The following is a 25,912-nucleotide window of genomic DNA, read 5'->3' on the forward strand; positions in this document are numbered from 1 at the left end:
CTTCGTTCGCTTCCATTCGACGGCTTCATGGCGGATTACGACCTTGCGATCATCGGGGGCGGCCTGAACGGTGTCAGCCTCGCGCGCGATGCCGCCGGCCGCGGCCTGCGGGCCATCCTGTTGGAGCAGGGCGATCTGGGCGGCGCGGCGTCCTCGGCAACACCGCGGCTGATCCACGGCGATCTCTCGGTCCTGGAACGGCGCGGCTTCCGACGGGTGCGCCGGGCGCTCGCCGAGCGCCGGACCTGGCTCCGTATCGCGCCGCATCTGGTTCGGCCGATGCGCTTCGTGATCCCGGCGCATTCCGACGAGCGCCCGCCATGGCTGCTGCGCCTCGGCCTGCTCCTCTACGACAGCCTCACCAGCCGGAGCGGCCTGCCTGCAACGGCGACCCTCGACATCACGCATCATCCGGTCGGCAACGCGCTGAAACGACCATTCGGCACGGCCTTCGAATATTCGGATTGCGTCGTAGACGATTCCCGACTGGTGGTGCTCACGGCACTGGATGCGGCCGAGCGCGGCGCCGTGATTCGGACTGGAGCGCGCTGTGTGCGTGCCGATCGAACCGACACATGGCGGCTCGCGGTGGTCGACCGCGGCCATCGCCACGCGATCACGGCCCGGGCACTGGCCAACGCCACCGGCGGATGGACGTCGATGGTCGCCGAGACCGTGCTGCGGCAGCCGCAACCCGCCATGGCGGCGATGCAGATGAGCCAGATCATCGTCCCGCGGCTGTTCGATTCCGATAACGTCTACGTCTTCCAGAACAGCGATGGCCGGCTGATCTTCGCGAGTCCCCTCGATCGCGACTTTACGCTGATCGGCACAATCACGCACGATTTCACCGGCGATCCCGCGATCGTCGCGATGCGGGGGGCCGACGTCGGCTATCTCTGTGAGGCGGCCAGTCGCTATTTCCGCGAGCGCGTCGCCCCGACCGACGTGGTGCGGGCGGTCTCCGGCGTCAACCTGACGCTTGCGTCCGCGCGCCGGCGTGACGGCACCACGCTGTTCCACACGCGGCGGCGCAAGGCGCCGCTGATCACGATGTTCGGCGGTGACGTCACCACATCGCGCCTGCGGGCGGAGCGCGCGGTGACGAAGTTGACGCCGTTCTATCCGATGTCGCCGCCCTGGACCGCAGGCGCGGCGCTGCCGGGCGGAGATTTCGCCTGGGACCGTTTCGACACCGAGGTCGATCTTGCGCGTGACCGCTGGCGCTTTCTCTCGGAGACGCAGGCCCAACGCTTCGTCGCGGCCTATGGCTCGCGGCTGACGGCTGTGCTCGGTGAGGCGAAGACCCGCGACGATCTCGGCCCGGCCTTCGGTCCCGAGTTGACGGGCGCCGAGGTGCGCTATCTCATGACCCACGAATGGGCGCGTTTTCCCGAGGACATCCTGTGGCGCCGCTCCAAGCTCGGCCTGACAATGTCGGCGGAGGGATGCGATGCGCTGGCTGCGTTCATGGCGAATCCGATGTGAACGAACCGCCTCTAACCGGTTGAGTAAGGGACGATCGGCCGCTAGCGTGCGGCGCGATTGAGGTTGGCAGGGACCATGACTGACGAGTTGGCCAGAACAGACGCCGCTGCGGATCCGGTCGGAGAGACGCAGTTCGCGGCCAGCGAGCCGCTGCTGCGCATCGAGGGCGTCGCCAAGACCTTCGGGACGTTCCGGGCCGTCGACGGCGTGTCGCTCGACATCAAGACCGGCGAGTTCTTTGCGCTGCTCGGCCCCAGCGGCTGCGGCAAGACCACACTTCTGCGCATGCTCGCCGGTTTCGAAGCGCCGGATGAAGGGCGCATCCTGCTCGGCGGCAAGGACATCGCGCAGGCGCTGCCGCATGAGCGGCCGATCAACATGATGTTCCAGAACTATGCGCTGTTTCCGCATCTGTCGGTGCGCGACAACATCGCCTTCGGCCTGAAGCGCGCCGGCATGGCGCGCGCCGACATTGCCACGCGTGTGGCGGAGATGGTCGCGCTGGTGAAGCTCGACGGGCTCGAGAAGCGCAAGCCCGACCAGCTCTCCGGGGGGCAGCGCCAACGTGTGGCGTTGGCGCGTGCGCTGGCGCGGCGGCCGCAATTGCTGTTGCTCGACGAGCCGCTCGCGGCTCTCGACAAGAAGCTGCGCGAAAGCACCCAGGGCGAGCTGATGGAGCTTCAGCGTCGGCTCGGCATGACCTTCATCATTGTCACCCACGATCAGGAAGAGGCGATGACAATGGCGAGCCGGATCGGCGTGATGAGAGACGGCAAGCTCGCGCAGGTCGCGAGTCCCCGCGAGCTCTACGAGGCGCCACGCTCGCGCTGGATCGCGGAGTTTGTCGGCGACGTCAACCTGTTCGACGCCGAGTCCAAATTGCGCGACGGTCATCGCCTGGTGATAGGCACGCGCGATGCGGGACCGCTGGTGGTGGCGGAGCCGCGCGAGCCGTTCGGCGAGGTCAGATTATCGGTTGCGATCCGCCCCGAAAAGGTCAAGCTCTCGCGCCGTGGTCCGGTGAGGGAAGCCGGTCGTGAAACGGCGATCAACCAGCTCGACGGCGTGATTGCCGACATCTGCTATCTCGGCGGCACCACCACCTACAAGGTGAAGCTCGACGCCGGCGGGATGGTGCAGGCTTCGGTCGCCAACAGCGCGCGCCTCGACGTCGACGCCTACAGCCTGAACCAGCCTGTCGTCGCCTGGTTCACGCCCGACGACTGCGTGGTGCTGCCGTGGTGAGCGCGCGCCGCATCTTCGCGCGACCGGCTCGCCTTGCCGCGATCGCGCCCTATGTCTGGATGGTGCTGTTCTTCCTAGTGCCGTTCGGCTTCGTGCTGAAGATCAGCCTGTCGCAGACGGCGATCGCGCAGCCGCCTTACGAGCCGGTGTTCGACCTGATGGCGGGATGGGGAGCGCTAAAGGCCGCCTTTGCCGCGCTGTCGATCGACAATTTCAGGCTGCTCGTCTCCGACGACATCTACGTGTTTGCCTATGTGCGTAGCCTCACCGTCGCCGTCACCGCGACCGCGCTGTTGCTCCTGATCGGTTATCCCATCGCCTACGCCATGGCGCGGCTGCCGGCGCGCTGGCAGGCCGTGGCGATGGTGCTGGTGATCGTGCCATTCTGGACCTCGTTCCTGATCCGCATCTATGCCTGGATCAACATCCTCCAGCACGACGGCCTGCTCAACCAGATCCTGCTCGCGCTGTATCTGGTCAGTCAGCCGGTGGTGTGGCTCTCCACCGACAGCGCGATGTATATCGGCATCGTCTATTCCTACCTGCCGTTCATGATCCTGCCGCTCTACGCCACGCTGGCCAAAATGGAGCCCGCGCTGGAGGAGGCCGCCTCCGATCTCGGCGCGCCGCGCTGGCAGGTGTTCTGGCTGGTCACCTTCCCGCTGTCGCTGCCCGGCGTCGGCGCCGGCGTGCTGCTGTGCTTCATCCCCATCGTCGGCGAGTTCGTCATTCCGGATCTCCTGGCCGGCTCCAATGCGCTGATGATCGGCCAGACGCTGTGGCTCGAATTCTTCACCAACAAGGATTGGCCGGTCGCCTCCGCCGCGGCCATCGTGCTGCTGCTGGTGCTGCTGGTCCCGCTGCTGCTATATGAACGGCTGCAGAAGCGGCAGCTGGAACAGGGGCGGTGAGGCGATGCGCAAAGTCTCCCGCCTGTCCCGCTTCAACGTCGCCTCGCTCGCGCTGGGTCTGGCCTTCCTCTACCTGCCGATCCTGATCCTCGTCGTCTATTCCTTCAACGCCTCGCGGCTGGTGACGGTGTGGGGCGGCTGGTCGCTGCGCTGGTATCACGAGTTCTTCAACGACCGTGCCATGATCGAGGCGGCCTGGATGAGCCTGCGCGTCGCGGTTTCGTCGGCGACCATTGCGACCCTGATCGGCACGCTTGCCGCCGTGGCGCTGTCGCGCGGCGAGCGGTTCCGCGGCCGCACCCTATTCTCCGGCATGCTCTATGCGCCGCTGGTGATGCCGGAGGTGATCACCGGATTGTCGCTGCTGCTGCTGTTCGTGGCGCTGAACGCCGAGCGCGGCTTCTGGACGGTGACGATCGCCCATACCACGCTGACGATGTGCTTCGTCGCCGTCGTCGTGCAGTCCCGCCTCGGCTCGCTCGACCGCTCCCTGGAAGAGGCCGCGATGGACCTCGGCTGCGACCCGGTGCGCGCGTTCGTCGCCGTGACGCTGCCGCTGATCGCGCCCGCGATCGTCGCGGGCTGGATGCTCGCCTTCACGCTGTCGCTGGACGATCTCGTGATCGCGAGCTTCACCACCGGCCCGGGCTCGGCGACGCTGCCGATCCGGATCTATTCAGAGGTGCGGCTGGGCGTGAAGCCCGAGATCAACGCGATCTGCACGCTGGTGATCGCCTTGATCGCGGCCGTCATCGTGATCGCCTCGCTCGCCTCGAAACTGTCGAGCTCGCAGGGCGAGAGCGCGGCGCCGCTTTGAGAGCGGAGGCGATGATGATTTTCGCCTATCAGGTCCTGGTGCATACGCCGGTCTGGGTCTTCGCACTGCTTGCCTATCTCATCTGGCAAGGTGTGCAGGCGATGCAGCCGCGCACGACGCCGATCTGGCGTGCGCTGATCGTGCCAGTCGTGTTCATCGTCTGGGGGATATCCCGGATCGGCTTCGGGCATCAGGACAGCGCATGGCCGCTGGTCGCATGGTTTCTGGCTGCCGCTAGGCGTGCGGACGCCGCGCCCTTTCGAACTGGATCGCGCGACCGGGCAGATCATCCGGCCGGGCAGTCCAATTGGTCTGGTCCGCAACCTGATTGTCTTCGCCTTGCAGTATACGGTTGGCGTGATCTCGGCGATCGATGCCGGCGATCGTGCGCTGGCCGTCATCGTCGGTCGCGCCATCCCGGGCGCGACCGCCGGCTACTTCATGGGTTCGACGATCGCGCTGCTGATCGCGTATCGCTGGAAGAGCGCGGCCGATGTTTAGGACTTCACCGCACCGGCCGTGAGCCCGCCCACCATGTAGCGCTTGAAGGCGTAATAGACCGCGGCCGGCGGCAGCGCGTAGATGAAGCCGGTGGTCATCAACAGCTCCCACGGCGAGTCGTCGGCGGCGAGGAAGTTGCCGAGCGCGACCGGCAACGTGATGTCGGTGTCCTTGGACAAGAGCAGGAACGCGTAGAGGTATTCGTTCCAGGCCAGCAGCACGGCATAGGTGCCGATCGCGACCAGCGAGGGCATCATCAGCGGCACATAGACCAAGCGGAACAGCTGCAGCGTGGTCGCGCCGTCCATCACGGCGGCCTCGTCGAGCTCGACCGGCAGCTTGTCGGACGCCTGCTTCAGCACCCAGATCGCATAAGGCGAGGCGATCGTCACCATGGCCAGGATCAGCGACCAGTGATTGTTGAGCAGGCCGTAAGTGCCCATGGTGCGGTACATCGGCACGGCGAGGAACGCCGCCGGGATGAAGTAGGTGAACAGCGCGAGATTCATCACCCAGCGGCCGCCCGGCACCTTAAGCCGCGAGATCGAGAATGCGGCGGCGGTCGCGATGAACAAGGTCAGCGCGCCGGCGGCCAGTGCGATCACAGTCGAGTTCCAGAACTGGATCCAGAAGTCGCGCAGGAAATAGTGCTCCTGGTAGAACACGATGTGGAAGTTGTGCAGCGTCGGATGATCCGGCCACAGCTTGCCCGAGAACGCGTCCTCCTTCGGCGAGATCGCGAAGAGGAACATGTGGTAGATCGGAATCATGGTCCAGATGAAGACCGGGATACCGATCAGCAGGAGCTTGGCTTCGGTACCAACTTCGCGGAGGGTGGGAAGCTTCATCGCGACAACCGTTTCATCATGAAGTACATCAGCGGCAGCACGAACGGTATCGCGCAGACGATGGAGGCCATCGCAAGCGAGAGCTGGTCGAGCCGGAGATAGCGGATGCCGAGCGTCGACAGCACATGCGTGAGGTCGGCCGGCCCGCCGCCGGTGAGCAGATAGACGCTGTTGAAGTCGCCGAGCGTCCAGATCATCGAGAGCAGCGTGCAGGTGACGTAGAGCATCTGCATCGACGGCCAGGTGATGAAGCGGAATTTCTGCCACGGACTGGCGCCGTCGACTTCGGACGCCTCGTACAGATCCTGCGGGATCGCGAGCCGCCCGGTCAGCAGGATCAGCGTCCAAAACGGCAGCGACTTCCAGATATGCACGGCGATCGCCATGGTCAGCGCGACCGTCGGGTCGTTCAGCCAGTTCGGGCCGTCATCGCCGGTGAGGGAGAAGATGAAATGGTTGACCATGCCCCATTCCGGATTGAGCATGAAGCGGACCGACAGGATGGTCGGGATCGACGGCACCGCCCAAGGCAGGATGAAGATCACCGACAGCCATTTGATCCAGGGGCGCTGCTGCGCGAAGAAGCCGGACAGGAACAGCGCGATCAGCATCTTCACGTTGATGCCGATGACCAGGAAGATCAGCGTGTTGACCGCGGCGCGCGCGAAGATCGGGTCGTTGTACAGAGCGACATAGTTCGCCGGATTGCGCGCCAGCCACAGGCCGTAGCCGACGGGATAGACGACGAAGGCCAGGAAGACGAGTAGATAGGGCACAAGCAGCAAGATGCCCCAGACCTGCTGCGTGGTCAGGCGCGCCGACAGGGGAGGGGCCGGAATTGTGTCTGAGCCGGAAAGTGTGATCGCCATATCGCATACCCACCGAAAGCAACCGGTCGCGGAGAGCCGCGACCGGTATTAGCATATACCTTATTGCAGTCCGGGATCAGCCCGCGACCGCCTTGATGCGAGCGATCAGCTCGTCGACCGCCTTGTCCACCGGCACCTTCTCGCTGACGACGCGGTTCATCGCCTTGGCCCAGACGTTCTCGTTGTTCAGGATGGTGAACTTCCAGTTCTTGGTGAAGTCGAACGGGGCGGTGCCGCCCTTGAACTGCGCGTAGACCGCCTTGCGATGCCGGTCGGCCTGCCAGAACGGGCTCTCCTGGCTTTCCTTCGTCACCGGGAACCAGCGGCCGAGCGCACCCTCGATATAGGGCCGGACGTTCTCTTCCTGGAGCAGGAAGGCGATGAACTGCTTGGCCTCGGCCTTGTTCTTGGCCACGGAGAAGACCAGTCCGGTCTTGACGTCCGAGCGGTAGCGGATCGTCGAACCGTCCGGAGCCTTCGGGAAGGACGCGGTGATAATGTCCTCGCCATAGGCCTTCTTGCCGGCTTCGCGCTGCTCGGGCGTGAGCGCCTGGTTCTGGGAGTCCTCGAACCACTTCGCCGCGATCGAGATCGTGAAGTTGTGGGTCATCACGATGGTCTTGTTGTGGAACGCGACGTTGTTGTCGGGATCCTTCCAGGTCGTCGAGGACGGCGGGGTGCAGCCCTTGATGTAGGTGTCGGTGTAGTCCTTCATCGCCTTGATCAGGTTCTCGCGGACCTTGGGATCGTCGACCGTGAGCTTGCCGTCGTCGTCGACCAGCTTGACGTGATAGGCATCCATGAAGGTGTAGAACGACTGGAAGGCGTCGGTGGATTCCACGCCCATCGGCTGGCCGACGCCGTAGACGCGCTGGCCCGTCGCCTTGCGGATCCCCGGTTGCACCTTGTCGCACCAGAACGTCCAGTAGCCTTCCCAGTCGGTCGGGATGTCGGCGAGCTTGAAGCCGGCCTTCTCCAGCATGTCGTTCCAGATCTCGACATGCATGCTCTGCTGCTTCAGCGGGAAGCCGTAATAGGCCTTCTTCTTGGTGACGTCGTTATAGAGGATCGACGCATCCAGCGTGTTCTGCACGAACCGATCCTTGATCGGCTCCATGATGTCGGAGAGGTCCTCGAGCCTGCCTTCGTAGGCCCACTTGCCCTGCACCTGCACGTCGTAGGTGTCGGAATAGGCAACATCGGGCACGGTGCCTGAATCGAGTGCGGCGACCGTCTTCGGAATCATGTCCTGGATCGCGTACTGCGACAATTCGACCTTGATGCCGGTCTTGGCTTCGAACTTCTTGATCGTATCGAGCAGCGCGTCGTCTTCGGAGCGGTAGAAGCCCTTGCCCCACCAGACCGTAATCGTCTTCTGCTGCGCAAATGCGGGTGCAGCGGCTGCAAACAGCCCGGCCGCAGCGACCGCCAGTGATACTGCGCCAATAACCTTGGATTTCACGTTTTTCTCCCTCAAACGGCCGGTGTTTTTAACCGGTCGTATAAAACACTAGCGCATGGCCGTGGTACGATCTAGCGGCTTCTTGTCAGACATAGGTCGTGGGGTGTCGGGCGAGAGGAGATGCTTAATGCGCGCATCGATCCAATCGCTGCATCAATTCGCCCTGATCAATTCTGCGTCGATCGGCTGGTGCCGCTTGATCGCCGTCCTCAGTTGGACTTCGCGCCCTTGGCGTTCTCCGCTGTCGGCGCTTCGGCCGGTGCGGGACGTTTTCCGGTCCCGGTGATACGCTCGATCGCGGAGCGTACCGCGTCGCCCGGCTTGCGGTCTTTCAGCATGTCGAGCAGGGGCGCTGAGGCCGGCGAGCGGCGGATCAGGCTTTCCGGGTCGGGGAACACCAGGGGATCGTCCCAGGGGCCCTGCACGACGAAGGGCAATTCGAACCCCGACGCGCTGTTGAGGCTGGCCACGCCCTTCATGTCGTATTCGCGCGTCGGCACCGATGCGGTGCCGGTCATCGTGATCTTCGCCGCCGGTCCCTCGACGCGGATGTCCTCGGCGGTGGCCACGCCATCGGAGAACTTCACCGCGATAGTGAGATTGTCGTAAGGGGTGGAGCCGTTGCGGAAATTGCCGCCGCCGGACAGCGGCCGCCGCTCGAGCCGCTTCAGGAGCTGCTCGGCATTGAAGCCCGCGATCGCACCGTCGTGCCCGGTCACGGTGGCGCTGCCGTCGAGCGACTGCACGAGGCCGAACGGGCTCGAGCCGGACGCGAGGAGCGAGACGTTGATGTTGCCGCGCCCGGACAGCTTGTTGATACCGAACAGCTCGGAGGCGCAGGCCTGAAGGTCGACGTCGGTGAACTGGAACTGCGCCTTGATGTCGGCGACGGTGTCGGAGCGCGCGATGCCGAACGAGCCCTTGGCGATGCCGCCATAGACCTGGGCCTCGCCGACCGAGAGCGCCAGCGTGCCGTTGCGCAGATTCGCGCCGATCGCGGTGCGGCCGAGTTTCGACGCCCCGACCGTCAGCTTGGCTGCCGACAGGCGCATGTCGAGGTCGGTGGTCGAGAGGGCGTTGAGGTCGAACAGCTGCCTGTTCCAGTCGCGCGCGCCGCTGGCGAGCAGGCGGAAGGTCGAGATGTACGGTGTGAAGTCGAGCGCGTCGGCTGCGAGCGTCGCCTGCAGCGTCTGCCGGCCGTTATTGGCGTAGGTCATCACGCCCTCGGCGGTGTTGCCGTCGAGCTCGACATTGACGTTGGTGAGCGCGATTGACGCGCCGACGACGTTGGCGCGCGCCTTCAGCGCGAAGCGGCCGAAGCCGCCGCTGGCGGGCTGCGGTTGGCCGGTCCAGCGCAGCGCGTTGCGCAAGGACGGGCTGTCGATGGTGAGCGTGCCCTCCATCATCGGGCTGGTGCGGTTGGCGACGCTGCCGTCGAAGGCGAGCTTGAGCGGTGCGCTCGCGATCCGCGCCTTCAACCCCGAGCGCTCGCCGGAGAGCGCGGCGACGAAATCGGAAAAGCTGATCGAGCCGTCGACCCGTTCGCCGCGCCAGTCGAACTGTCCGGTCGCGGCGAAGGAGCGCGAGATCGAGGGCCAGGCCAGCGACAGGTCGATGTCCTCGAATTTCTCGGTGCCATGCGTGGCAGCGTCCTCGTAATCGAGCACGCCGTCCTGGATCCGGATCTCGGAGAACGACACCTGATTCTCGGCGCCGGGCTTCATGGTGCGCGCGATGGTCTGGATGAACGGCGTCCAGTTGCTCTCGCCGTCCGGCTTCAGGCTGACATGGATGCGCGGCCGCAGCAGCGTCAGGTCGGCGATCTCGAACCGTTGCAGCAGCAGCGGCAGCAGCCGCAGGTTCGCGGTGAGCACGTCGACATGGAGCGCGGGATCGCTGGTACCGCCGCCCTTCAGGCCGACGTCATGGAAGGAGATGTAGCTTGCCGGCAGCACCGAAATGTCGATCGCGCCTGCGACATTGACCTCGAGTCCGGTGACGTCGCGGATCTGCGTTTCCACCGCCTTGCGCAGTGCGTCGCGATTGATGAGCCATGAGGTCGCGATCAGGGCGATCAGCGCCACGCCGAGCAGCGCCGCGATCGGCGTCCCGAGGCGCTTCATTCCTTGGGCCATGGTCAATGGCATGTCCTGATCGGGTTGGTCGCTGGAGCCAGAAGGCGGGCCGGGAAACCTGCGCGCCCCCACGCCCAAGACCTATTGTGTTAAGTGCCGCAACTTGATGGGTTTTCTTGTCGCTTTCAAGGCCACGGGAACGGTTGCGCCCACGGCTTGGGCAGCTTCTATCACCCAGGGGCGGAGCGGAGAACCCCGTATCATTGACGGCTTCGGACGATTTCGCCTAATAATCGCCGCCAATAAGGCGCGACGCCTGCAAGCCGAAGGTTCACTCGAAGGTTATTTGCATGAATAAGGTCTATCCCGACGCCAAGTCGGCTCTCGAGGGCGTTCTGAAAGACGGCATGATGATCATGTCGGGCGGCTTCGGCCTCTGCGGCATCGCCGAGACGCTGTCGGACGCGATCCGCGACTCCGGCGTCAAGGACCTGACGGTGGTTTCGAACAATGCCGGCGTCGACGGCATTGGCCTCAGCCGCCTGCTCGAAACCCGCCAGATCAAGAAGATGATCTCGTCCTATGTCGGCGAGAACAAGCTGTTTGCCCAGCAATTCCTCGCCGGCGAGCTGGAACTCGAATTCAATCCGCAGGGCACGCTGGCCGAGCGCATTCGCGCGGGCGGCGCCGGCATTCCGGCCTTCTACACCAAGACCGGCGTCGGCACGCTGATCGCCGACGGCAAGGAAGTGAAGGAATTCGACGGGCAGAAATACCTGATGGAGCGCGGCCTGTTCGCCGACCTCGCCATCGTGCACGCCTGGAAGGGCGACACCGCAGGTAACCTCATCTACCGCAAGACCGCGCGCAACTTTAACCCAATGATGGCGACCGCCGCTAAAGTCACTGTGGCCGAGGTCGAGCATTTGGTTCCGGCCGGCGAACTCGATCCCGACCACATCCACACGCCCGGTCTTTTCGTCAAGCGCATCGTCGAGGTCGGAACGGCCAAGAAGCGCATCGAATTCCGCAACACCCGCCCGCGCACCGCCGCTTAAGCGTATCAGGAGAACCACATGGCCTGGACCCGTGAACAGATGGCTGCGCGCGCCGCGAAGGAATTGCGTGACGGCTACTACGTCAACCTCGGCATCGGCATCCCGACGCTGGTCTCGAACTACATCCCGGACGGCATGGACGTCAGCCTCCAGAGCGAGAACGGCATGCTCGGCATGGGCCCGTTCCCCTATGAGGGTGAAGAAGACGCCGATCTCATCAACGCCGGCAAGCAGACCGTGAGCGAGCTGCCGTCGACCTCGTATTTCTCGAGCGCGGATTCCTTCGGTATGATCCGTGGCGGCCACATGGATCTGTCGATCCTCGGTGCGATGCAGGTGGCCCAGAACGGCGATCTCGCAAACTGGATGATCCCCGGCAAGATGGTCAAGGGCATGGGCGGCGCGATGGATCTCGTCGCCGGCGTCAAGCGCGTGGTCGTTGTGATGGAGCATTCGGCAAAGGACGGTCCAAAGCTCCTGAAGCAGTGCAATTTGCCGCTGACCGGCGAGCGCGTGGTCGACATGGTCGTGACCGATCTGGCCGTCTTCACCATCGACAAGCACGGCAACGGCGGTATGGCGCTGATCGAGCTCGCCGACGGCGTCTCGCTCGACGAGGTCAAGGCCAAGACCGAAGCCGAATTCCGCGTCGCACTGAAGAACACGTAAGGTTTTCGCGAAGGGGGCGCGCATGACGATACGGTCTGCGCGTCCCGAAGACGCCGATTTCATCGCGCAAACCATCCTGTCATCGCAACGCGGCTACCGGCCGCGCGGCTGGTTCGACGTTGCGCTCGGTTTGCCGGAGGCGCAGTGCCGCGAGTTCGTTGCGCGCATCGTGGTCGCGCGCGCGGTGTCGATGTGGCACGTCTCGGAATTTCTGGTCGCCGAGATCGATGACAAGCCTGCGGCTGCCTTGTGTGCGCTACCGGCGGCCGGCACGGGACCAGCAGCTTGGCGTGCCATCGAAGAGATCGCTGCCGCGACCGGGCTCGCCGCGCCTGAGCTTGCCGCCATCCGCCAACGTGGCGGCTACACGCGCGCCTGCTGGGTTCAGGGCGGTGAGGGCGATTGGATGATCGAGTATGTCGCGACTGATCCCGCCTATCGTGGTCGCGGTCTCGCGCAGTCGCTGATCGCGCATGCGCTGGAGAAGGGGCGGGCGGCTGGATTTGCCCGGGCGACAATATCGTTCCTGATCGGCAACGAGCCCGCCGAGCGCGCTTATGCCAAGGCCGGCTTTGTCCTTGCCGAGGAGAAGCGCGATCCTGCCTTCGAGGCGATCATCGGCGCGCCGGGCTTTCGCATGTTCGCGCGGGCGATGTGAATTCCCGGCGTCGTGCTGGCGAAGGCCATGACGCTACGATCACTCACGACCTCGCCGCCCACGTCTTGCTCCACCGCGCCGATACGCTGGCGACCCAGGACGTTTCCTCTCGCACTAGGCGGAAGCCGAGATTGGCAGGCGGTACGCCTTGCGCGCAGCCGCCGGCGCGGGCGTCGCGGATGAAATCCGTGACATAGGCGCGGTGGGCACCTTCGGCGACGCGCACGCCGCAGTTCACGGTCGGTTTGCCGGTATTGCCGGCCGCGTCGGTGCGCGAGCGCACGAAGCAGGTCGAGGTCCACTCCCAGACATTGCCGGCGAGATCTTCGACGCTGTGCTCGTTTGAACCGAACTTGCCGAAGGGATAGGCGGTCGTGTCGAAGAGGTCGCGCTCGGATTCACGCTCGTAGCGACCGATCCAGCGCTTCGATGGATCTGCTGCGTCCACCGGAAGACCGTCATCTCTGAATCTGGAGCCGGCCGCAAAAGCCCATTCCGCGTCGCTCGGCAGGCGATAGCTGTGACCGGTCTTGCGCGAGAGCCAACCCGCATAGGCTTCGGCGTCGTGCCAGCTCACCTGCACCGCGGGTCGATCGGAGGCGATTGCCACGCCGCGATCAAGCGCGCGACAAGAGCCCTCCTGCACGCAAATCTGATAGTCGGATGACGAGACCTGATGCCGCATGATGTGCAGCGGCCTCTCGAAGCGCATCGCGCGCAGCGGCGCTTCCGCTTGCTGTCCGGCACGCGTGAAATCGCCGGCCTCGCGATAGGACAGGCTGCCTGGCGCGACCCTGACGATGGCGGGCTCCGCCGCCGTGCCGTGGGTCCCAATGTCCGATACCAGCGGCGCCACCGCGATCGGCCCCGCAAGCCCGGCGGCGCAGGCGAGTAGCAGCTTCAGCTTGAATGCGATCAGCATGGTCGTTCCCCATGAAAAAGGGGCCGGTCATCACCGGCCCCTCGTCGCGTCTAGTTGGTGTTGGGGGGCGGGATATCGGCAGGAGCCTTCACCTGCGTCATCAGATCGTCGTTCCATTTGCCTTCGACCTTGAAGTGCGCGGTGGCGCCGAGGTCGGCGGCCTCGATCAGATTGTGCGTGACATAGGCGTAGATGCCGGGCTGCATGAACTTGTACAGCGCAGCGCCCGCCGAGCCGCCGCGGATGAACCAGGTCTCGAGCCCCGTCTCCGGCGCGTTGGAGAACTTGCCGGTCTCCCAGACATAATCGCCATGGCCGCCGATCAGATGCGGACGGCTGTCGCGATTGGCCTGCGAATGCACGATCAGCACGTTCTCGCCGACATTGGCGGTGAGCGCATTCTTGCCGGTGAGCGCGCCGACCTTGCCGTTGAACACCACATGGGAGGGGATCAGCTTCTTCATCACCTCTTCGGTGTCGGTGAAGGCTTCGCCCGGCGATTCATAGGATTTGAAGTTGCCCTTGTCGTCGCGTGGCACGTACATGTCCTGCTCGCCGACATAATAGACCTTGTCGTATTTCAGTGCGTGGCCCTTGCCGTCGTTGAGGCCGTCGCGCGGCAGCACCATCACGGCGCCGTTCATGCCGGAGACGACGTGCCAGGGGATCATCGGGCCGCCCGGTGCGCAATGGTAGACGAACACGCCGGTCTTGGTCGCCTTCCAGCGCAAGACGACCTGCTCGCCGGGATTGACCAGCGTGAGCGCACCGCCGCCGAGCGCACCGGTCGCGGAATGGAAGTCGATGTTGTGCGGCATGGAGTTGGATGCGGGATTGACCAGCGTCGTTTCGACGTAGTCGCCCTCGTGCACGACCATCATCGGACCCGGCATCGAGCCGTTGAAGGTCATCGCCTGGAAGGTGGTGCCCTTCTCGTCGATGACGACCTTCTTCTCCTCGATCGTGAGTGTGAACTCCACGATCTTGGGGCCCTGCTTGGTCGCTTGCTCATGCGCGTGCACGAACGGCGGAGCGACCAGTTCGACCTTCTGGCGCGGCAGTTTGAGATCGTCGGCAGCCAAGGCGGGTGTCGCCAGCATCAAGGCGGTGGCGGCGGCGCTGATCAATGCGGCTCGGCGGGTGAACATCGGAAGCATCCTTCATCTGAAATGGTCTTGATGACGGAATGCAGTGTGCGCCGATCGCGGCAACCGTGTTTGCGCTGCGACAAGCTTTTGCCGAATTCGCCTCCGGTAAAATCCTCGGGAGTTTTTCGAAGACCGCATCGGCGATACGAAAGACGCGGTGGTGCGCGACGTCAGCCGCATCGAGCGCAAATCGCTCGCACGTTCAGTTCCGTGTATTGCGGATGGATTGTTCTCGGCTAGAGCAACTGGATCGCAATCCAGACCGTGCCCCAGACCGCGAGCGACAGCGCGGCGAAGACGGCGGCCGTGATGACCATCACGCGTACCAGGTGGCTGGCGCCAACGGTGGGCGTCGTGGGAACGGGACGAAAATCGTCAAAGCGCGGGATATGGCCGCGAACGCCGGTGAGCCACAGAACGAGATCGAGCGCGAACGACGCCATAACCTATCTCCAGAGGGCAATAATCAAATGTCACCATGGCGCCGATCCCGTGCTCGGACTTTGAGCGAGCGCAAGGTAGCGCACCGGAAAATGGGTAATTTCGTGCCATCCTGGGATGCGCCGCCCCGCTGCGCAGCATTGATTGACGAATGGGTAAGATATGAGGGCCGATCTTGCGGCGAGCTACGGCGAAGAACGACTGCCGCGCTACACGAGCTACCCGACCGCACCGCATTTCTCGCCGGCGATCGGCGAGGGCGCCTACGCCCAGTGGCTGGCGGAGCTCCCGGCGGCGGCCAGCGCGTCGCTTTATCTGCACGTGCCGTTCTGCCGCGAGATGTGCTGGTATTGCGGCTGCCATACCCAGATCGTTCGTCGAGACGGTCTCGTCGCGGCCTATCTGCGTACGCTGCGCAGCGAGATCGCGCAGGTGTCCGAGACGATCGGCCGGCGCATCAAGGTCGAGCACATCCATTTCGGTGGCGGCACCCCGACGATCATGGCGCCGGAGGCTTTTGCCGAGTTGATGGCGGCGATGCGCCAAGCCTTCTTCGTGCTGCCGTCGGCCGAGATTGCGGTTGAGATCGATCCCCGCACGCTGACGGCCGCCATGGTCGAGGCCATGCGGCTCTCCGGGGTCAATCGCGCGAGCCTGGGCGTGCAGAGCTTCGACCCTGTCGTGCAGCGCGCGATCAACCGTGTGCAGAGTCTTGAACAGACGGCTTCCGTCGTCGACATGCTCCAGCGCGCCGGCATCAACGGGATCAACTTCGATTTGATCTACGGACTGCCGCACCAGACCGTTGCCTCGTGCCTGGATACGGTGCGACGTTCGCTCGAGCTTGGGCCCGACCGCTTCTCGGTGTTCGGCTACGCGCATGTGCCTGCTTTCAAGAGGCACCAGCGCATGATCAACGAGGCCGTGCTGCCCGACGGCCTTGCGCGCCACGACCAGGCCTGCGCGATCGCCAATGCGTTGAAGGAGGCCGGTTATGTGCAGATCGGGCTCGATCATTTCGCGCGGCCCGGCGATTCCATGGCTGTGGCCTTCGAGCAACGCACGCTGCGGCGCAATTTTCAGGGCTACACCACCGACAAGGGCGAAGTCCTGCTCGGCTTCGGCGCGAGCGCGATCGGACATTTGCCGCAGGGCTATGTCCAGAACGAGGTCCAGATCGGCGCCTATGCGCAGAGCATCGCCGCGGGTCATTTGGCCACCGCTAAAGGCTATGGGCTCACCGGCGACGACCGGCTGCGCGCCGACATCATCGAACGCATCATGTGCGAGTTCAGCGCCGATCTCGGCGATATCTGCGCGCGTCATGGCGCAGAGGCCGGGGCAATGCTGAAATCGGCATCGCGTCTGAAGCCGCTGATCTCCGACGGCGTCGTGAGACTGGACGGCGACCGCATCGCAGTCGCAAAGGACTCGCGCTTTCTCGTGCGCAGCGTCGCAGCCGCGTTCGACGCGCATCTGGATCCCGCGAAGCAGTTGCACAGCCGGGCGGTGTGAGATCACCTTACCGTCATGCCGGAATGACGGGCCAGCTTGCGCTTCGACAAAGAGACTCGCGCCCGCTCCGCTATCGTGGCTTCGGAACGGAGTTGTTGTCCATGCCTTTTGGATCCGACGATCTGGTCGATGACATCATGCGCACGGCGCCGCACACGATCCGCGTGTTTCTCGCCTTCAGGATGGCTTGCGTTGGCTGTCCGATCGCAACCTTCCACACGGTCGATGACGCCTGCCGCGAGCATGGCATCGATCGCGACAAATTCCTCGCCGCGCTGTGCGACCGCGTGCCGGCGTGAACCGGTCTGGAATTCGCGCGGGCCGCGTGCGGATTCCCGGGTGAGGGGCGCTTTCGCCGTAAGCGGAAGCACCCTTCACCCCTGGCTTCACGCCGCGCCGCTGTCGGGGCTCCGCTCCGCGAGCACGACGATCCCATGCGGATCGCGCAGGATGATGCGCTGACGGCCGCTCTCGACCAGTCCCTGCTGTTCCCAGCCGCTCAGGATGCGGCTCACGGTGTGCAGCGTGGTGCCGGTCATCTGCGCGATGTCCTGGCGGCTGATCGGGAAATCGATCTCGATGCCGTGGTCGAGCTTCTTGCCGGATTGTTTGGCGAGGCGCAGCAGCGCATGAGCGACACGCTGCTCGACCTGCTGGGTCGACATTTCCAGGATCCGGGTGTGGCTCTCCTGGAGCCGCGTGCCGACGGTCTGGAGCGTGTTGGCGGCAAGCGAGGGAAATCGCTCGACCAGTCGTGGCCATGCCGAGGTCGGCCAGATCAGTGCGACGCTGTCGTCGACCGCGATCGCCGTGGCCGGATAGCGCGCGGCACCGATCGCCATCGCGAGACCGAACGTTTCGCCCGGCGCGACATAGCGCACCACGATCTGCTCGCCGGTCGGTGTGGTCTTGGCCGCGCGAACATGGCCGTGCAGCAGCAGGAAGAAGGATTGCGCGTCCGCGCCCTGCTCAAAAATGGCGCTGTTCTTGGGATAGCGCACTGAGCGGGCTTCGCGCAGGATCTCCTCGAGGTCCTCCGGTTTGACACCCCCAAACAGCGGCAAATGCGCAACCAGCGATGTGTCGACCTTGGCCATTCTGCCTCCTTGGCGCTGGAAGTGTGATGACACCTGCAATCGTCAGGGTGTTTGCGATAGCTCAAAAACGACCCGGCCGGACGGCAGTATTTTTCCAAGCGACGATTTGAATCGACTGGAGTTGACCCATGGCTGGCGTCCGATCCCGCAACTTTGAGGGCTGGCCGCTGTTTGCGAACAGCTTTCGGCCCTTTTTCCTGCTCGCCGCCATCCAGGCAGGGCTTTCGATCCTGGCATGGCTGCCGATGTTCTATGGCGAATTGTCGGTGAGCTCCGCTTTCGCGCCGCGCGACTGGCACGTCCATGAGATGCTCTACGGCTTCCTGCCGGCGGTGATCACGGGATTCCTGTTCACGGCGATCCCGAACTGGACCGGGCGGCTGCCGATCCAGGGGACGTCCCTGGGCGCGCTGCTGGCGGTCTGGATCGCCGGCCGGGTCGCGGTGACGCTGTCTGCCGATATCGGCTGGGCGTTTGCGCTTGCCGTCGATGCCGCCTTCCTGACGCTGGTCGTCGCTGCTGCAACGCGCGAGATCATCGCCGGCGGCAACTGGCGCAACCTGCCCGTCGTGGTGCTGGTGCTCGTGCTGCTCGCCGGCAATGTCGCCTTCCATCTCGAAGCGCATTACGCGGGTGCGGCCGATGTCGGCATCCGCGTCGGCATCGGCGTGGTCGTTATGATGATCTCGCTGATCGGCGGCCGCATCATCCCGAGTTTCACCCGAAACTGGCTGGTCAAGTTCAACCCCGGCCGCCTGCCGGTGCCGTTCGGGCGTTTTGACGGTGTGGTGATCGGGTGCAGCGCAATTGCGATCATCGCGTGGATCGTCGCGCCCTTGAGTACGGTTACCGGGGCGGTGATGGCGCTGGTGGGTGTGCTGCACCTGGTGCGGCTTGCGCGCTGGGCCGGTGATCGCACCTTCCGCGAGCGGTTGCTCCTGATTCTCCATGTCGGCTATGTCTTCGTGCCGCTTGGCTTCCTCCTGCATGCTTTTGCCGTCTTCGGCGCGTTGCCGCCGAGCGCGGGCATCCACGCCTGGATGGCGGGAGCGGCCGGAACCATGACGCTCGCGGTGATGACCCGTGCGAGTCTCGGCCATACCGGACAGGCGCTGACGGCGTCGCCGGCGACACAAGCCATCTATGCCGCGATCATCGTCGCGGCGCTGGCGCGGGTCGCGGCGGTGGTTTGGCCGGCGCACAGCGATGCGTTGCTGCACCTTGCCGCGTGCGGCTGGATCGTTGCGTTCCTCGGCTTTGCCATCGCGTTCGGTCCGCTGCTCGCCGGCAGCCGTCGCCGCGCCCTCGCCATCATGGGCGTGCCCGTCCCGGCACGCTGAATTCAAGCCGCGGTCGCCGCGGTCAGGGATTCCAGCGGCCGGACGCCTTTGCGCCATGCGGTGATTGTGCAGCCGAAATGGCCGCGGAACCAGCGGGCCATGGCGCTCTGTGCGGAGAAGCCGAGCTGCACGGCGATGTCGGCCAGCGGTCGGCCGGGGTCGTCGATCAGCTGGACCGCGAGATCGGCGCGCTGCGCGTCGAGGATGGCCGAGAAGCTGGTGCCGGCTTCGGCGAGATGGCGGTGGATGGTGCGGCGGGTGCAGGCGAGGTGCTCGGCCACGCGCTCGACCGTGCAGTCGCCGCCGGCGAGCAGGAGACGCACGACCTCGTCGACCTTCTCCTCCCAGCTTGCCGGCCGCGTCTCGATCGCCTCGATCCGCTTGCGCAGATAGCTCGCGATCAGCGGATGCGCGCTCGGGATCCGGCGCTCCATGTCGTGTGCCGACAACAGGATCGAATCGTCCTCCGCATTGAAGGTCACACGGCAGCCGTAGAACTCGCGGTAGCGCTTGCGGTCGAGCGGCGGTGGGTAGTGCAGGTGAACTTCCTGCGGCCGCCAATCGCTGCCGAACAGCGACTGGATGATGCGGTGGACGCTGCCGAGCGCCATGTCGATCGACTGGCGCGGCGCGGTCGGCTGTCGGCCGCGCAGGTGCAGCGTGACGGTGACGGTCTGCTTGTCGCGGGTGACATCCAGCTTCATGCCGTCGTGATGGATCGGGATGAAGCGCGAGAAGGCTTCGATGGCTTCACCAACGGTCGCCTGTTCGCGCACGATCAGGCCGACTGCGCCGAAATTGGTCAGCCCGCCGCGCTCGGCAAGCCGCAAGCCGAAATCTTCGGCTCCGGACGCCTCTGCCGACATTTCGAGCAGGCGGCGCAGGCCGGTGACGGCAATGGGCGTATCGGGCTTGTCGAGGCAGGCCAGCGGCAGCCTGACCTTGCGCATCATTTGTTTGGGGTCGAGCCCGACCGACCGGGCGACCTCCGGGTAATAGCTCAAGCCTGCGCTACGAATGAGGTCGGTCATGCGACCCGTTCCTGTCAGCAATCCCGCAGATGTCCCGAAATGTAAAGTTTATGTCCCGATCCGTCAAATCCGGGAACCGGGTGGAACATACATAAGTGAAACCGAAGCACGGGCGTGAATGCCGTGCATATGACGGCGCGGCGCGACGAGGCCCCGCTGCTGTCTCGGACCATTTGACCAAAGACATTGCTGGATCGGAATTATGCCGGGGAACATGCTTTCCAAGGGTGAGGTATTCGTCATCGACACCGATGCCGCCTCCCGCGAACAATTGTCCACCGCGCTCCAACAGAGCGCATACAACGTGATCTGCTTCGCCGACGGCGCGTCTCTGCTCTCGGAGGCCAAGGCGCGGATGCCGGCCTGCGTGCTGCTGGAGATGCCGCCCGATCGCTCCGGTCTCGACGTGCTCAAGCGCCTGCGCGAGGAAAACTGCATGGCGCCGGTGCTGGTGACCGCGACAAACGGCAGCATCGCCATGGCGGTTGATGCCATCAGGAGTGGCGCGGCCGACTTCATCGAGAAGCCGTTCCGCACCCGCGACATCGTCGACCGGATCGATGCCGCCATCGACGAGTTCGCACAGCCCGGCTCCAGCCGGCAGCGCTGGCTGCCCGGCTGCGAACCCCTGACCGCGCGAGAGGGCGACGTGCTCGAGCATCTCGCCGCCGGCCTGACCAACAAGGAGATCGCCCGGCGCATGCATCTGAGCGCACGCACGGTCGAAGGCTATCGCGCCGGCATTCTGAGGAAGGCGGGCGCCAAGAACGTCACCGATCTGCTCCGCCGCATCTTCGGGCAGGGTTCGTCCGCTCCGGATTAAGGGCTCCGTCGCGGGCTGACGACACGTTCCGGGCCTTGCTGCCGCCGCGGCGGCGCCCCACGGAAACCCTAATCGAACCAGTTCCTTCCCTGCCGCGTCCAACCATGTTGGCGAGGCATTGGATCGCGCGTCCGGCTGGCGGCGGCGATGACTTGGAGGAGGGACTTGATGCGCATCACCGCAAGATGTTTGGCGACGACGAGCCTGGTTCTGGTGACCACGGCATTCGCGTCGTCGTCATGGGCCGCCGAATTGGGCGCCACGTCGGCCATCGATACCGTCACCGTTTACCCCGACGGCGCGACCGTAACCCGCGTCATCGCGGTGGACCTGCCGTCTGGCGATTCGACGCTCGTTGCCAAGGACTTCCCGCTTGGTCTCGATACCTCCTCGATCCGGGTGGAGGGTGAGGGGGGAGCGAAGCTCACTATCGGCACGATCGATGCGCGAACGCCGCGTGCGGCGCCGGTCAATTTGCCGGAGCTGGACAAGCGCATCGAGGCACTGAACGACCAGCGCGCCGACCTGCAAGGCGCGATCGACTCGGCCAATGCGCGGCGCAAATTCGCGGAGCATTTTGCGGAAGCCTCTCCTGCCGGCATCGGCGACAAGGGCGAGGCGCGGCCGATTGCCGAATGGCGCACGGCCTTTGCCACCGTCGGCGAGGAAATTGCCAGCGCCGATACCGCCGTTCGCGACGCCACGCGCAAGATGCGCGAGATCGATCGGCAGATCGCCCAGCTCGAAGTCGAGCGCAAGGCCAAGCCGCCGAGCAAGCTCGAAGTCCGCATGGATATCGCCGCGCCGACAGCAACCAAGGCGACGTTGAGGGTCACCTACGATGTGCGCAATGCGCGCTGGCTGCCGCTCTACGACGCCCGCCTCGACACCGGCGCGAAGGATCGCAAACCGCAGCTCGAATTGGTTCGGCGCGCCGAGGTCACGCAATCAACCGGCGAGGACTGGTCCAACGTCACGCTCGGCGTCTCCACGGTCCGCATCGGCCGCGGCGGCAGCGCGCCGGAGCTGAATTCGCTGGTTGCGCAATATCCGCAGGTGCCGAGGCCGCGGGCGCTGGGTTCGCTTTCGGATTCGGCAATGCCGGCGGCGGCGCCAATGCAGCAGCGAAAGATGGAAACTTCTGCGGCCAAGGCCGCCGACGATATCCGCGAACGCGCCGAAGAACAGCAGGCGGTCGCCGAGATCGGCGACTTCCAGGCCACCTACAAAATCCCCGGCCGCATCAGCCTCGGCGCCGCCGAGGGCGCCAAGAGCCTGCGCATCGCCTCGATGACCGTGGCCGCCGATCTCATGGTGCGCGCGGCACCGGTGATGGACCCCACCGCGTTCCTCGAAGCCAGCTTCAAGCAGACCGACGACACGAGCCTGCTGCCGGGCAAGGTCGCAATCTATCGCGACGGGACTTTCGTCGGCCGCGGCAAGCTCTCGGCTTCGGCCAAGGACGATATCGTGCGACTCGGCTTCGGCGCCGACGACAAGGTCAGGATCGAGCGCGCGGTGCTCAAGCGCAACGAAGGTTCGGCAGGCCTCCTGGTCACGACGTCGAAGACCGACGAGCGATCGTTCAAGACGACGATCCGCAACGGTCACGACTTCCCGATCAAGGTCGCGATCGAGGATCAGTTGCCGGTCAGCGAGAACGAGGACATCCTCGTCGAGATGCTGCCTGCGACCACGCCGCCGACCGCAAGCAACATTCGCGACCGGCGCGGTGTGCTGGAATGGTCGTTCGACTCCAAGCCCGGCGAGGTCAAGGACATCAACTTCGCCTGGCGCGTTCGCTGGCCGAAGGACAAGAGCATGGTGATCGTGCCGGCGGGCTGATGGGCGGCGCCGAAGTGCGATGCCGTCTTAGCTCGCGCTCGCTCACTCCCTGTCATGCCCCGCCTAGTGCGCAGTTGCGCACGGGGGCGGGGCATCCGGTACGCCGCGGCGTCACGATCTAATCGCTGGCGCCGCGGATTACTGGATCGCCTTGGTCGAGCCGGGCGATGACCGTGTTGAAAGAGCATAGCTCACTTCGCCTTCAGGAAATCCGCGACATCGAGCAGCATGAACTCGTCGTCGTCGGCCTTGTTGGGATCGCGGCTGGACGAGAACGGCAGATTGTTGTCGTTGCCGACGATGATGTGGGTTTCGTCGACACGATCGACGTTCTCGATGGTGAAGAACGGGAAGGTGTAGACGCCGTCATTGAGCGGCTTCTTCGCCTTCTTGTCGGGATCCCTGATCTTCAGGAGGTCGATGTAGCCGATCTTGCGCACGGGCTTGCCGACATTGCCGTCGCTGAGCTCGATCTTGTAGACACGCTTGAACTTCGCCACGTCTGGGAAGCAGTTCTCGCCGCGGCTGCCTTGCGGGCAGGCCTTGTCGGGCGTGCCTTCACCGTTGTCGCGCTCGATGATTAGGCCGCTCGCCGGGTCGATCATGTTGAAGTCGCCGATGGCGTTGCCGTTCTGCTCGAACACATACTGCCAGTAGCGGCCGGTGAATTTTTCCGCGGCGACGTCGAATTCGAGGATGCGCGAGGCTTCCTTGCCGTCGACCTTCTCCCAGTCCTTCTTCTCGGCATCCCAGAGCGGCCCCTCGAGCAGGCCGTAGAGAAACCTGCCGTCTTTCGAGGAAGCGAAGCCCTCATAACCCTTGGAGCGTCGGAGGTTGACGTTGCTGTAGGTCGCACCCGGCGCGCCCGGGGTCGCCACCGCCCAATGATCCGGCGAGCGCACCGGCTTGCCGTCGGCGACTGTCTCGAACAGCCCGAGAATCTTGCCGGTCTTGTCGGCCTTCAGGATGTAGGGCCGAACTCGTCGCCGATCCAGAAGGTGTCGCCGATGATCTGAAAACCTTCGGTGTCGAAGTCGGAGCCGGTGAGGTAACGCTTCTCGGTGTCTTCATGCACGATGCGGAACGGCACGCGTCTGTCGGGATCGTGCAGGAACACGGTCTCCAGCCGCTCGATCTTGCCGCCGGCCCAATCCATCCTGTAGCGGTTGAGGTACAGCATCGAATCCGGCGAATTGGCGCGCGCGCCCATGCCGTTGTCGGTGATGACCCAGAAAGTGCCGTCCCCAATCGACTTGATACCGGAATGGCCCTGCAGCGGCTGGCCCTTGAACGGCAGCGACACGCCGGTCGCCCGCTCATAGGACTTGCCCATCACCGTGCCGAGCGCGTCGACCCGCTTCCCGGTGGAGTATTTGCCGGATGTCTTGAGATCGGCCGGGGCATCAGCCGGCGCGTCGATGAACGTGGCGGCCGGCATCACCAAATGGCCGGCGAGCTTGGCCGGGAATTCGTCTTGGCTCTGCGCGAGCGCGGAGCTCGCGGTAAGAATGATCGTTGCGACGGTGCCAAGAAAAGTCGCACGCATGTGCGTCTCCTGTTAACGGAGGACGTCTTATGCGGACCGCGCATTGCAGTTTTGTGAAACCAGGCCAGGCGCCGCGGCCGACAGTTATTTTTTTAGGGGTGTTGGGATCTCGAAACTGACGCTCTTGCTGTCGATCACGTGATGCGTGGGATCGGCCAGCTCCAGCAGGACCTTGTGGGGGCCGGGCTTCAGTCCGACCACGATCACGGTCTCGCCGCTGGCATCGACAAAATGCCACGGCGCATCGTCGACCGTGATATGGACGTGGCCGAGGCGCGGCGATACGTCGAGCGCGCCTTTGCCAAACACCGGCACGACGCGGAGATTCTCCGTGGTGTACTGGATGAAGACGAGACCCTGCGCCAACTGTTCGGCGAGCGGCGGATCGACGATCAGCCGCGCAGGCACCTCGTTTTCGATCGCGACCAGCGGCGATGGGCCGCGCACGTCTCTGGCGGTTTGGGCGGCGGCGGCTGCTGCGAACAAGGTGGAGGCTGCCAGAACGGCCACGCAGTCGAGAGCGGCATACATGTCCGTTTCCTTCCGGGATGATCAGGCGATCTTGCGGGAGAGGAAGTTGCGAATTAACGGGACCATTTCGTCGAACTTGTCCTCGAGCGCGAAATGGCCGGTGTTGATGAGGTGAAATTCTACCTGGGGCAGGTCGCGTTTGTAGGGATGGGCGCCATCGGCCGGGAAGATGAAATCGTTCTTGCCCCAGACGATCAGGGTCGGCGGCTTGTGCTTGCGGAAGTAGGCCTGCACCGCGGGATACAGCGGCAAATTGGTCCGATAGTCGTAGAACAGGTCCATCTGGATTTCGCTGTTGCCGGGACGGTCGAGCAGCGCCTGATCCTGCACCCAGTTGTCGGGTGAAATCCGGCTGACGTCGGACATGCCGTCGGTGTACTGGAATTTCGTCGTTTCCAGCGTTACCAGCTTCATCAACGCCTGCCGACTGGCATCGGATCCGTCGGCCCAGTATTGCTTGATCGGATTCCAGAACTCCTTCAGCCCTTCGTCATAGGCGTTGCCGTTCTGCACGATCAGGCCGCTGATGCGCTCTGGATTTTTGAGCGCCAGGCGCCAGCCGACGGGAGCGCCGTAGTCCATGACGTACATCGCGTAGCGGGTGACGCCGAGCTGGTCGAGCAGGCCGCCGACAAGCTCGCCGAAACGGTCGAACGTGTACTTGAATGTCGCGCGCGGTGGCATCTCGCTCTGGCCATATCCGGGATAGTCGGGAGCGATCACGTGGTACTTGTCGGCCAGTGCCGGGATCAGGTTGCGGAACATGTGCGAGGAGGTCGGGAAGCCGTGCAGCAACAGCACAACCGGCGCGTCCTTCGGACCCGCCTCGCGATAGAAGATCTTGATCCCGTCGACGGTCTTGGTTCGATGATAGGTGACCGGATAGGCATCGGCGGTGTGTTCGTCGCGCTCCGGCTTCGCGGACGCTGCCGTCGAAGCAACTGCGACAGCCGCTCCGGACAACCCAAGAACGAGACTCCGACGATCGAGGAGCGATGGCTTGCGTGTGGTCTCTGCGGTTTTCATATTAATTTCCTTTCAAAACGATGAGTTCGCCGACGGCCGCGAGGGT

At 64.5% G+C, this 25,912-nt stretch carries 24 protein-coding genes and 1 pseudogene; 13 read left to right on the forward strand and 12 right to left on the reverse strand.

The window, feature by feature from the left end; genetic code table 11:
- Positions 1-27: 27 nt before the first annotated feature.
- The 5 genes from IVB40_RS04545 to IVB40_RS04565 all read left to right on the forward strand — a co-directional run bounded on the left by IVB40_RS04545 (position 28) and on the right by IVB40_RS04565 (position 4,962).
- Positions 28-1,488: a glycerol-3-phosphate dehydrogenase gene (locus IVB40_RS04545; RefSeq protein WP_247818203.1), complete on the forward strand. Its 1,461-nt coding sequence runs from the start codon at positions 28-30 to the stop codon at positions 1,486-1,488.
- Positions 1,489-1,563: 75 nt separating this feature from the next.
- Positions 1,564-2,733 carry an ABC transporter ATP-binding protein gene (locus IVB40_RS04550; RefSeq protein ID WP_247818204.1) on the forward strand — a complete coding sequence of 390 codons (1,170 nt, stop codon included), beginning with the start codon at positions 1,564-1,566 and terminating at the stop codon, positions 2,731-2,733.
- Positions 2,730-3,644, forward strand: coding sequence for an ABC transporter permease (locus IVB40_RS04555; protein WP_247818205.1), 915 nt, complete (start codon positions 2,730-2,732; stop codon positions 3,642-3,644). The genes IVB40_RS04550 and IVB40_RS04555 overlap by 4 nt, the downstream gene beginning before the upstream one ends.
- Before the next feature lie 4 nt (positions 3,645-3,648).
- Positions 3,649-4,461, forward strand: a complete 813-nt coding sequence (locus IVB40_RS04560; protein WP_247465039.1) for an ABC transporter permease subunit — start codon at positions 3,649-3,651, stop codon at positions 4,459-4,461.
- 240 nt (positions 4,462-4,701) lie between these two features.
- Positions 4,702-4,962: a hypothetical protein gene (locus IVB40_RS04565; protein WP_247818206.1), complete on the forward strand. Its 261-nt coding sequence runs from the start codon at positions 4,702-4,704 to the stop codon at positions 4,960-4,962.
- Here IVB40_RS04565 and IVB40_RS04570 read toward each other — a convergent pair.
- The 4 genes from IVB40_RS04570 to IVB40_RS04585 all read right to left on the reverse strand — a co-directional run bounded on the left by IVB40_RS04570 (position 4,959) and on the right by IVB40_RS04585 (position 10,276).
- Positions 4,959-5,810 carry a carbohydrate ABC transporter permease gene (locus IVB40_RS04570; protein WP_027570375.1) on the reverse strand — a complete coding sequence of 284 codons (852 nt, stop codon included), beginning with the start codon at positions 5,808-5,810 and terminating at the stop codon, positions 4,959-4,961. The two genes, IVB40_RS04565 and IVB40_RS04570, sit on opposite strands and share 4 nt — an antisense overlap.
- Entirely contained in the window at positions 5,807-6,679 is an 873-nt protein-coding gene (locus IVB40_RS04575; protein ID WP_211394722.1) for a sugar ABC transporter permease, read from the reverse strand. Before IVB40_RS04575 ends, IVB40_RS04570 begins: the two co-directional genes overlap by 4 nt.
- Before the next feature lie 76 nt (positions 6,680-6,755).
- The gene (locus tag IVB40_RS04580; RefSeq protein WP_027570377.1) at positions 6,756-8,141 is read right to left on the reverse strand and encodes an ABC transporter substrate-binding protein; all 1,386 of its coding nucleotides are present in this window, start codon (positions 8,139-8,141) and stop codon (positions 6,756-6,758) included.
- A gap of 209 nt (positions 8,142-8,350) precedes the next feature.
- Positions 8,351-10,276 (reverse strand): AsmA family protein, encoded by a 1,926-nt coding sequence (locus IVB40_RS04585; protein WP_247432849.1) that lies wholly within the window; start codon positions 10,274-10,276, stop codon positions 8,351-8,353.
- 290 nt (positions 10,277-10,566) lie between these two features.
- Here IVB40_RS04585 and IVB40_RS04590 point away from each other — a divergent pair, with 290 nt between their 5' ends.
- The 3 genes from IVB40_RS04590 to IVB40_RS04600 are packed head-to-tail and all read left to right on the forward strand — an operon-like array spanning position 10,567 to position 12,601.
- Positions 10,567-11,274: a CoA transferase subunit A gene (locus IVB40_RS04590; RefSeq protein WP_247818207.1), complete on the forward strand. Its 708-nt coding sequence runs from the start codon at positions 10,567-10,569 to the stop codon at positions 11,272-11,274.
- An 18-nt stretch (positions 11,275-11,292) separates the two neighbouring features.
- Positions 11,293-11,943, forward strand: a complete 651-nt coding sequence (locus tag IVB40_RS04595; protein ID WP_027570379.1) for a CoA transferase subunit B — start codon at positions 11,293-11,295, stop codon at positions 11,941-11,943.
- 22 nt (positions 11,944-11,965) lie between these two features.
- Positions 11,966-12,601 (forward strand): GNAT family N-acetyltransferase, encoded by a 636-nt coding sequence (locus IVB40_RS04600; RefSeq protein WP_247818208.1) that lies wholly within the window; start codon positions 11,966-11,968, stop codon positions 12,599-12,601.
- 43 nt (positions 12,602-12,644) lie between these two features.
- On the opposite strand, the gene IVB40_RS04605 is transcribed toward IVB40_RS04600, so the two are convergent.
- From IVB40_RS04605 to IVB40_RS04615, 3 genes are all read right to left on the reverse strand, one after another.
- On the reverse strand, positions 12,645-13,523 hold the full coding sequence (locus IVB40_RS04605) for an SUMF1/EgtB/PvdO family nonheme iron enzyme (RefSeq protein ID WP_247818209.1): 879 nt from the start codon (positions 13,521-13,523) through the stop codon (positions 12,645-12,647).
- Between the two features lie 50 nt (positions 13,524-13,573).
- Positions 13,574-14,671, reverse strand: coding sequence for a copper-containing nitrite reductase (nirK, locus tag IVB40_RS04610; RefSeq protein WP_027570382.1), 1,098 nt, complete (start codon positions 14,669-14,671; stop codon positions 13,574-13,576).
- Positions 14,672-14,907: 236 nt separating this feature from the next.
- The gene (locus tag IVB40_RS04615; RefSeq protein WP_219681678.1) at positions 14,908-15,114 is read right to left on the reverse strand and encodes a hypothetical protein; all 207 of its coding nucleotides are present in this window, start codon (positions 15,112-15,114) and stop codon (positions 14,908-14,910) included.
- A 160-nt stretch (positions 15,115-15,274) separates the two neighbouring features.
- Between IVB40_RS04615 and hemN the strand changes: the two genes are divergently transcribed.
- A complete protein-coding gene (gene hemN / locus IVB40_RS04620) occupies positions 15,275-16,627 on the forward strand; it encodes an oxygen-independent coproporphyrinogen III oxidase (protein WP_247818210.1) in 1,353 nt (450 codons plus the stop codon).
- Positions 16,628-16,728: 101 nt separating this feature from the next.
- The gene (locus tag IVB40_RS04625; protein WP_007596228.1) at positions 16,729-16,926 is read left to right on the forward strand and encodes a DUF1858 domain-containing protein; all 198 of its coding nucleotides are present in this window, start codon (positions 16,729-16,731) and stop codon (positions 16,924-16,926) included.
- Between the two features lie 87 nt (positions 16,927-17,013).
- Here the strand turns inward: IVB40_RS04625 and IVB40_RS04630 are convergent, their stop codons facing one another.
- Positions 17,014-17,724, reverse strand: a complete 711-nt coding sequence (locus IVB40_RS04630; RefSeq protein WP_027570385.1) for a Crp/Fnr family transcriptional regulator — start codon at positions 17,722-17,724, stop codon at positions 17,014-17,016.
- Positions 17,725-17,852: 128 nt separating this feature from the next.
- Between IVB40_RS04630 and IVB40_RS04635 the strand changes: the two genes are divergently transcribed.
- On the forward strand, positions 17,853-19,064 hold the full coding sequence (locus IVB40_RS04635; RefSeq protein ID WP_247818211.1) for an NnrS family protein: 1,212 nt from the start codon (positions 17,853-17,855) through the stop codon (positions 19,062-19,064).
- Positions 19,065-19,066: 2 nt separating this feature from the next.
- On the opposite strand, the gene IVB40_RS04640 is transcribed toward IVB40_RS04635, so the two are convergent.
- Positions 19,067-20,095, reverse strand: a complete 1,029-nt coding sequence (locus tag IVB40_RS04640) for an AraC family transcriptional regulator (protein WP_247431653.1) — start codon at positions 20,093-20,095, stop codon at positions 19,067-19,069.
- Positions 20,096-20,297: 202 nt separating this feature from the next.
- On the opposite strand from IVB40_RS04640, the gene IVB40_RS04645 reads away from it, so the two are divergent.
- Positions 20,298-20,918 carry a response regulator gene (locus tag IVB40_RS04645; protein ID WP_247818212.1) on the forward strand — a complete coding sequence of 207 codons (621 nt, stop codon included), beginning with the start codon at positions 20,298-20,300 and terminating at the stop codon, positions 20,916-20,918.
- Between the two features lie 168 nt (positions 20,919-21,086).
- Positions 21,087-22,763 (forward strand): mucoidy inhibitor MuiA family protein, encoded by a 1,677-nt coding sequence (locus tag IVB40_RS04650; RefSeq protein WP_247818213.1) that lies wholly within the window; start codon positions 21,087-21,089, stop codon positions 22,761-22,763.
- Between the two features lie 191 nt (positions 22,764-22,954).
- On the opposite strand, the pseudogene IVB40_RS04655 reads toward IVB40_RS04650, so the two are convergent.
- The 3 genes and pseudogenes from IVB40_RS04655 to IVB40_RS04665 all read right to left on the reverse strand — a co-directional run bounded on the left by IVB40_RS04655 (position 22,955) and on the right by IVB40_RS04665 (position 25,866).
- Positions 22,955-24,309 (reverse strand): annotated as a pseudogene (locus tag IVB40_RS04655) (esterase-like activity of phytase family protein).
- A gap of 84 nt (positions 24,310-24,393) precedes the next feature.
- A complete protein-coding gene (locus IVB40_RS04660) occupies positions 24,394-24,840 on the reverse strand; it encodes a DUF6130 family protein (protein ID WP_247818214.1) in 447 nt (148 codons plus the stop codon).
- Between the two features lie 21 nt (positions 24,841-24,861).
- Positions 24,862-25,866 carry an alpha/beta hydrolase gene (locus tag IVB40_RS04665; RefSeq protein ID WP_247818215.1) on the reverse strand — a complete coding sequence of 335 codons (1,005 nt, stop codon included), beginning with the start codon at positions 25,864-25,866 and terminating at the stop codon, positions 24,862-24,864.
- Between the last annotated feature and the right edge of the window lie 46 nt (positions 25,867-25,912).

The sequence above is a fragment of the Bradyrhizobium sp. 40 genome (assembly GCF_023100925.1).
Classification (GTDB): Bacteria; Pseudomonadota; Alphaproteobacteria; order Rhizobiales; family Xanthobacteraceae; genus Bradyrhizobium.

What these genes read in the sequence shown, in the direction of transcription:
- IVB40_RS04560 (WP_247465039.1), top strand. Translation starts at nt 3,649, where the DNA reads ATGCGCAAAGTCTCCCGCCTGTCCCGCTTCAACGTCGCCTCGCTCGCG.
- IVB40_RS04660 (WP_247818214.1), bottom strand. Translation starts at nt 24,840, where the DNA reads ATGTATGCCGCTCTCGACTGCGTGGCCGTTCTGGCAGCCTCCACCTTG.
- IVB40_RS04585 (WP_247432849.1), bottom strand. Translation starts at nt 10,276, where the DNA reads ATGGCCCAAGGAATGAAGCGCCTCGGGACGCCGATCGCGGCGCTGCTC.
- IVB40_RS04640 (WP_247431653.1), bottom strand. Translation starts at nt 20,095, where the DNA reads ATGACCGACCTCATTCGTAGCGCAGGCTTGAGCTATTACCCGGAGGTC.
- IVB40_RS04615 (WP_219681678.1), bottom strand. Translation starts at nt 15,114, where the DNA reads ATGGCGTCGTTCGCGCTCGATCTCGTTCTGTGGCTCACCGGCGTTCGC.
- hemN (WP_247818210.1), top strand. Translation starts at nt 15,275, where the DNA reads ATGAGGGCCGATCTTGCGGCGAGCTACGGCGAAGAACGACTGCCGCGC.
- IVB40_RS04665 (WP_247818215.1), bottom strand. Translation starts at nt 25,866, where the DNA reads ATGAAAACCGCAGAGACCACACGCAAGCCATCGCTCCTCGATCGTCGG.
- IVB40_RS04630 (WP_027570385.1), bottom strand. Translation starts at nt 17,724, where the DNA reads ATGGCCAAGGTCGACACATCGCTGGTTGCGCATTTGCCGCTGTTTGGG.
- IVB40_RS04545 (WP_247818203.1), top strand. Translation starts at nt 28, where the DNA reads ATGGCGGATTACGACCTTGCGATCATCGGGGGCGGCCTGAACGGTGTC.
- IVB40_RS04600 (WP_247818208.1), top strand. Translation starts at nt 11,966, where the DNA reads ATGACGATACGGTCTGCGCGTCCCGAAGACGCCGATTTCATCGCGCAA.
- IVB40_RS04595 (WP_027570379.1), top strand. Translation starts at nt 11,293, where the DNA reads ATGGCCTGGACCCGTGAACAGATGGCTGCGCGCGCCGCGAAGGAATTG.
- IVB40_RS04650 (WP_247818213.1), top strand. Translation starts at nt 21,087, where the DNA reads ATGCGCATCACCGCAAGATGTTTGGCGACGACGAGCCTGGTTCTGGTG.
- IVB40_RS04635 (WP_247818211.1), top strand. Translation starts at nt 17,853, where the DNA reads ATGGCTGGCGTCCGATCCCGCAACTTTGAGGGCTGGCCGCTGTTTGCG.
- IVB40_RS04570 (WP_027570375.1), bottom strand. Translation starts at nt 5,810, where the DNA reads ATGAAGCTTCCCACCCTCCGCGAAGTTGGTACCGAAGCCAAGCTCCTG.
- IVB40_RS04550 (WP_247818204.1), top strand. Translation starts at nt 1,564, where the DNA reads ATGACTGACGAGTTGGCCAGAACAGACGCCGCTGCGGATCCGGTCGGA.
- IVB40_RS04575 (WP_211394722.1), bottom strand. Translation starts at nt 6,679, where the DNA reads ATGGCGATCACACTTTCCGGCTCAGACACAATTCCGGCCCCTCCCCTG.
- IVB40_RS04625 (WP_007596228.1), top strand. Translation starts at nt 16,729, where the DNA reads ATGCCTTTTGGATCCGACGATCTGGTCGATGACATCATGCGCACGGCG.
- nirK (WP_027570382.1), bottom strand. Translation starts at nt 14,671, where the DNA reads ATGTTCACCCGCCGAGCCGCATTGATCAGCGCCGCCGCCACCGCCTTG.
- IVB40_RS04605 (WP_247818209.1), bottom strand. Translation starts at nt 13,523, where the DNA reads ATGCTGATCGCATTCAAGCTGAAGCTGCTACTCGCCTGCGCCGCCGGG.
- IVB40_RS04645 (WP_247818212.1), top strand. Translation starts at nt 20,298, where the DNA reads ATGCCGGGGAACATGCTTTCCAAGGGTGAGGTATTCGTCATCGACACC.
- IVB40_RS04590 (WP_247818207.1), top strand. Translation starts at nt 10,567, where the DNA reads ATGAATAAGGTCTATCCCGACGCCAAGTCGGCTCTCGAGGGCGTTCTG.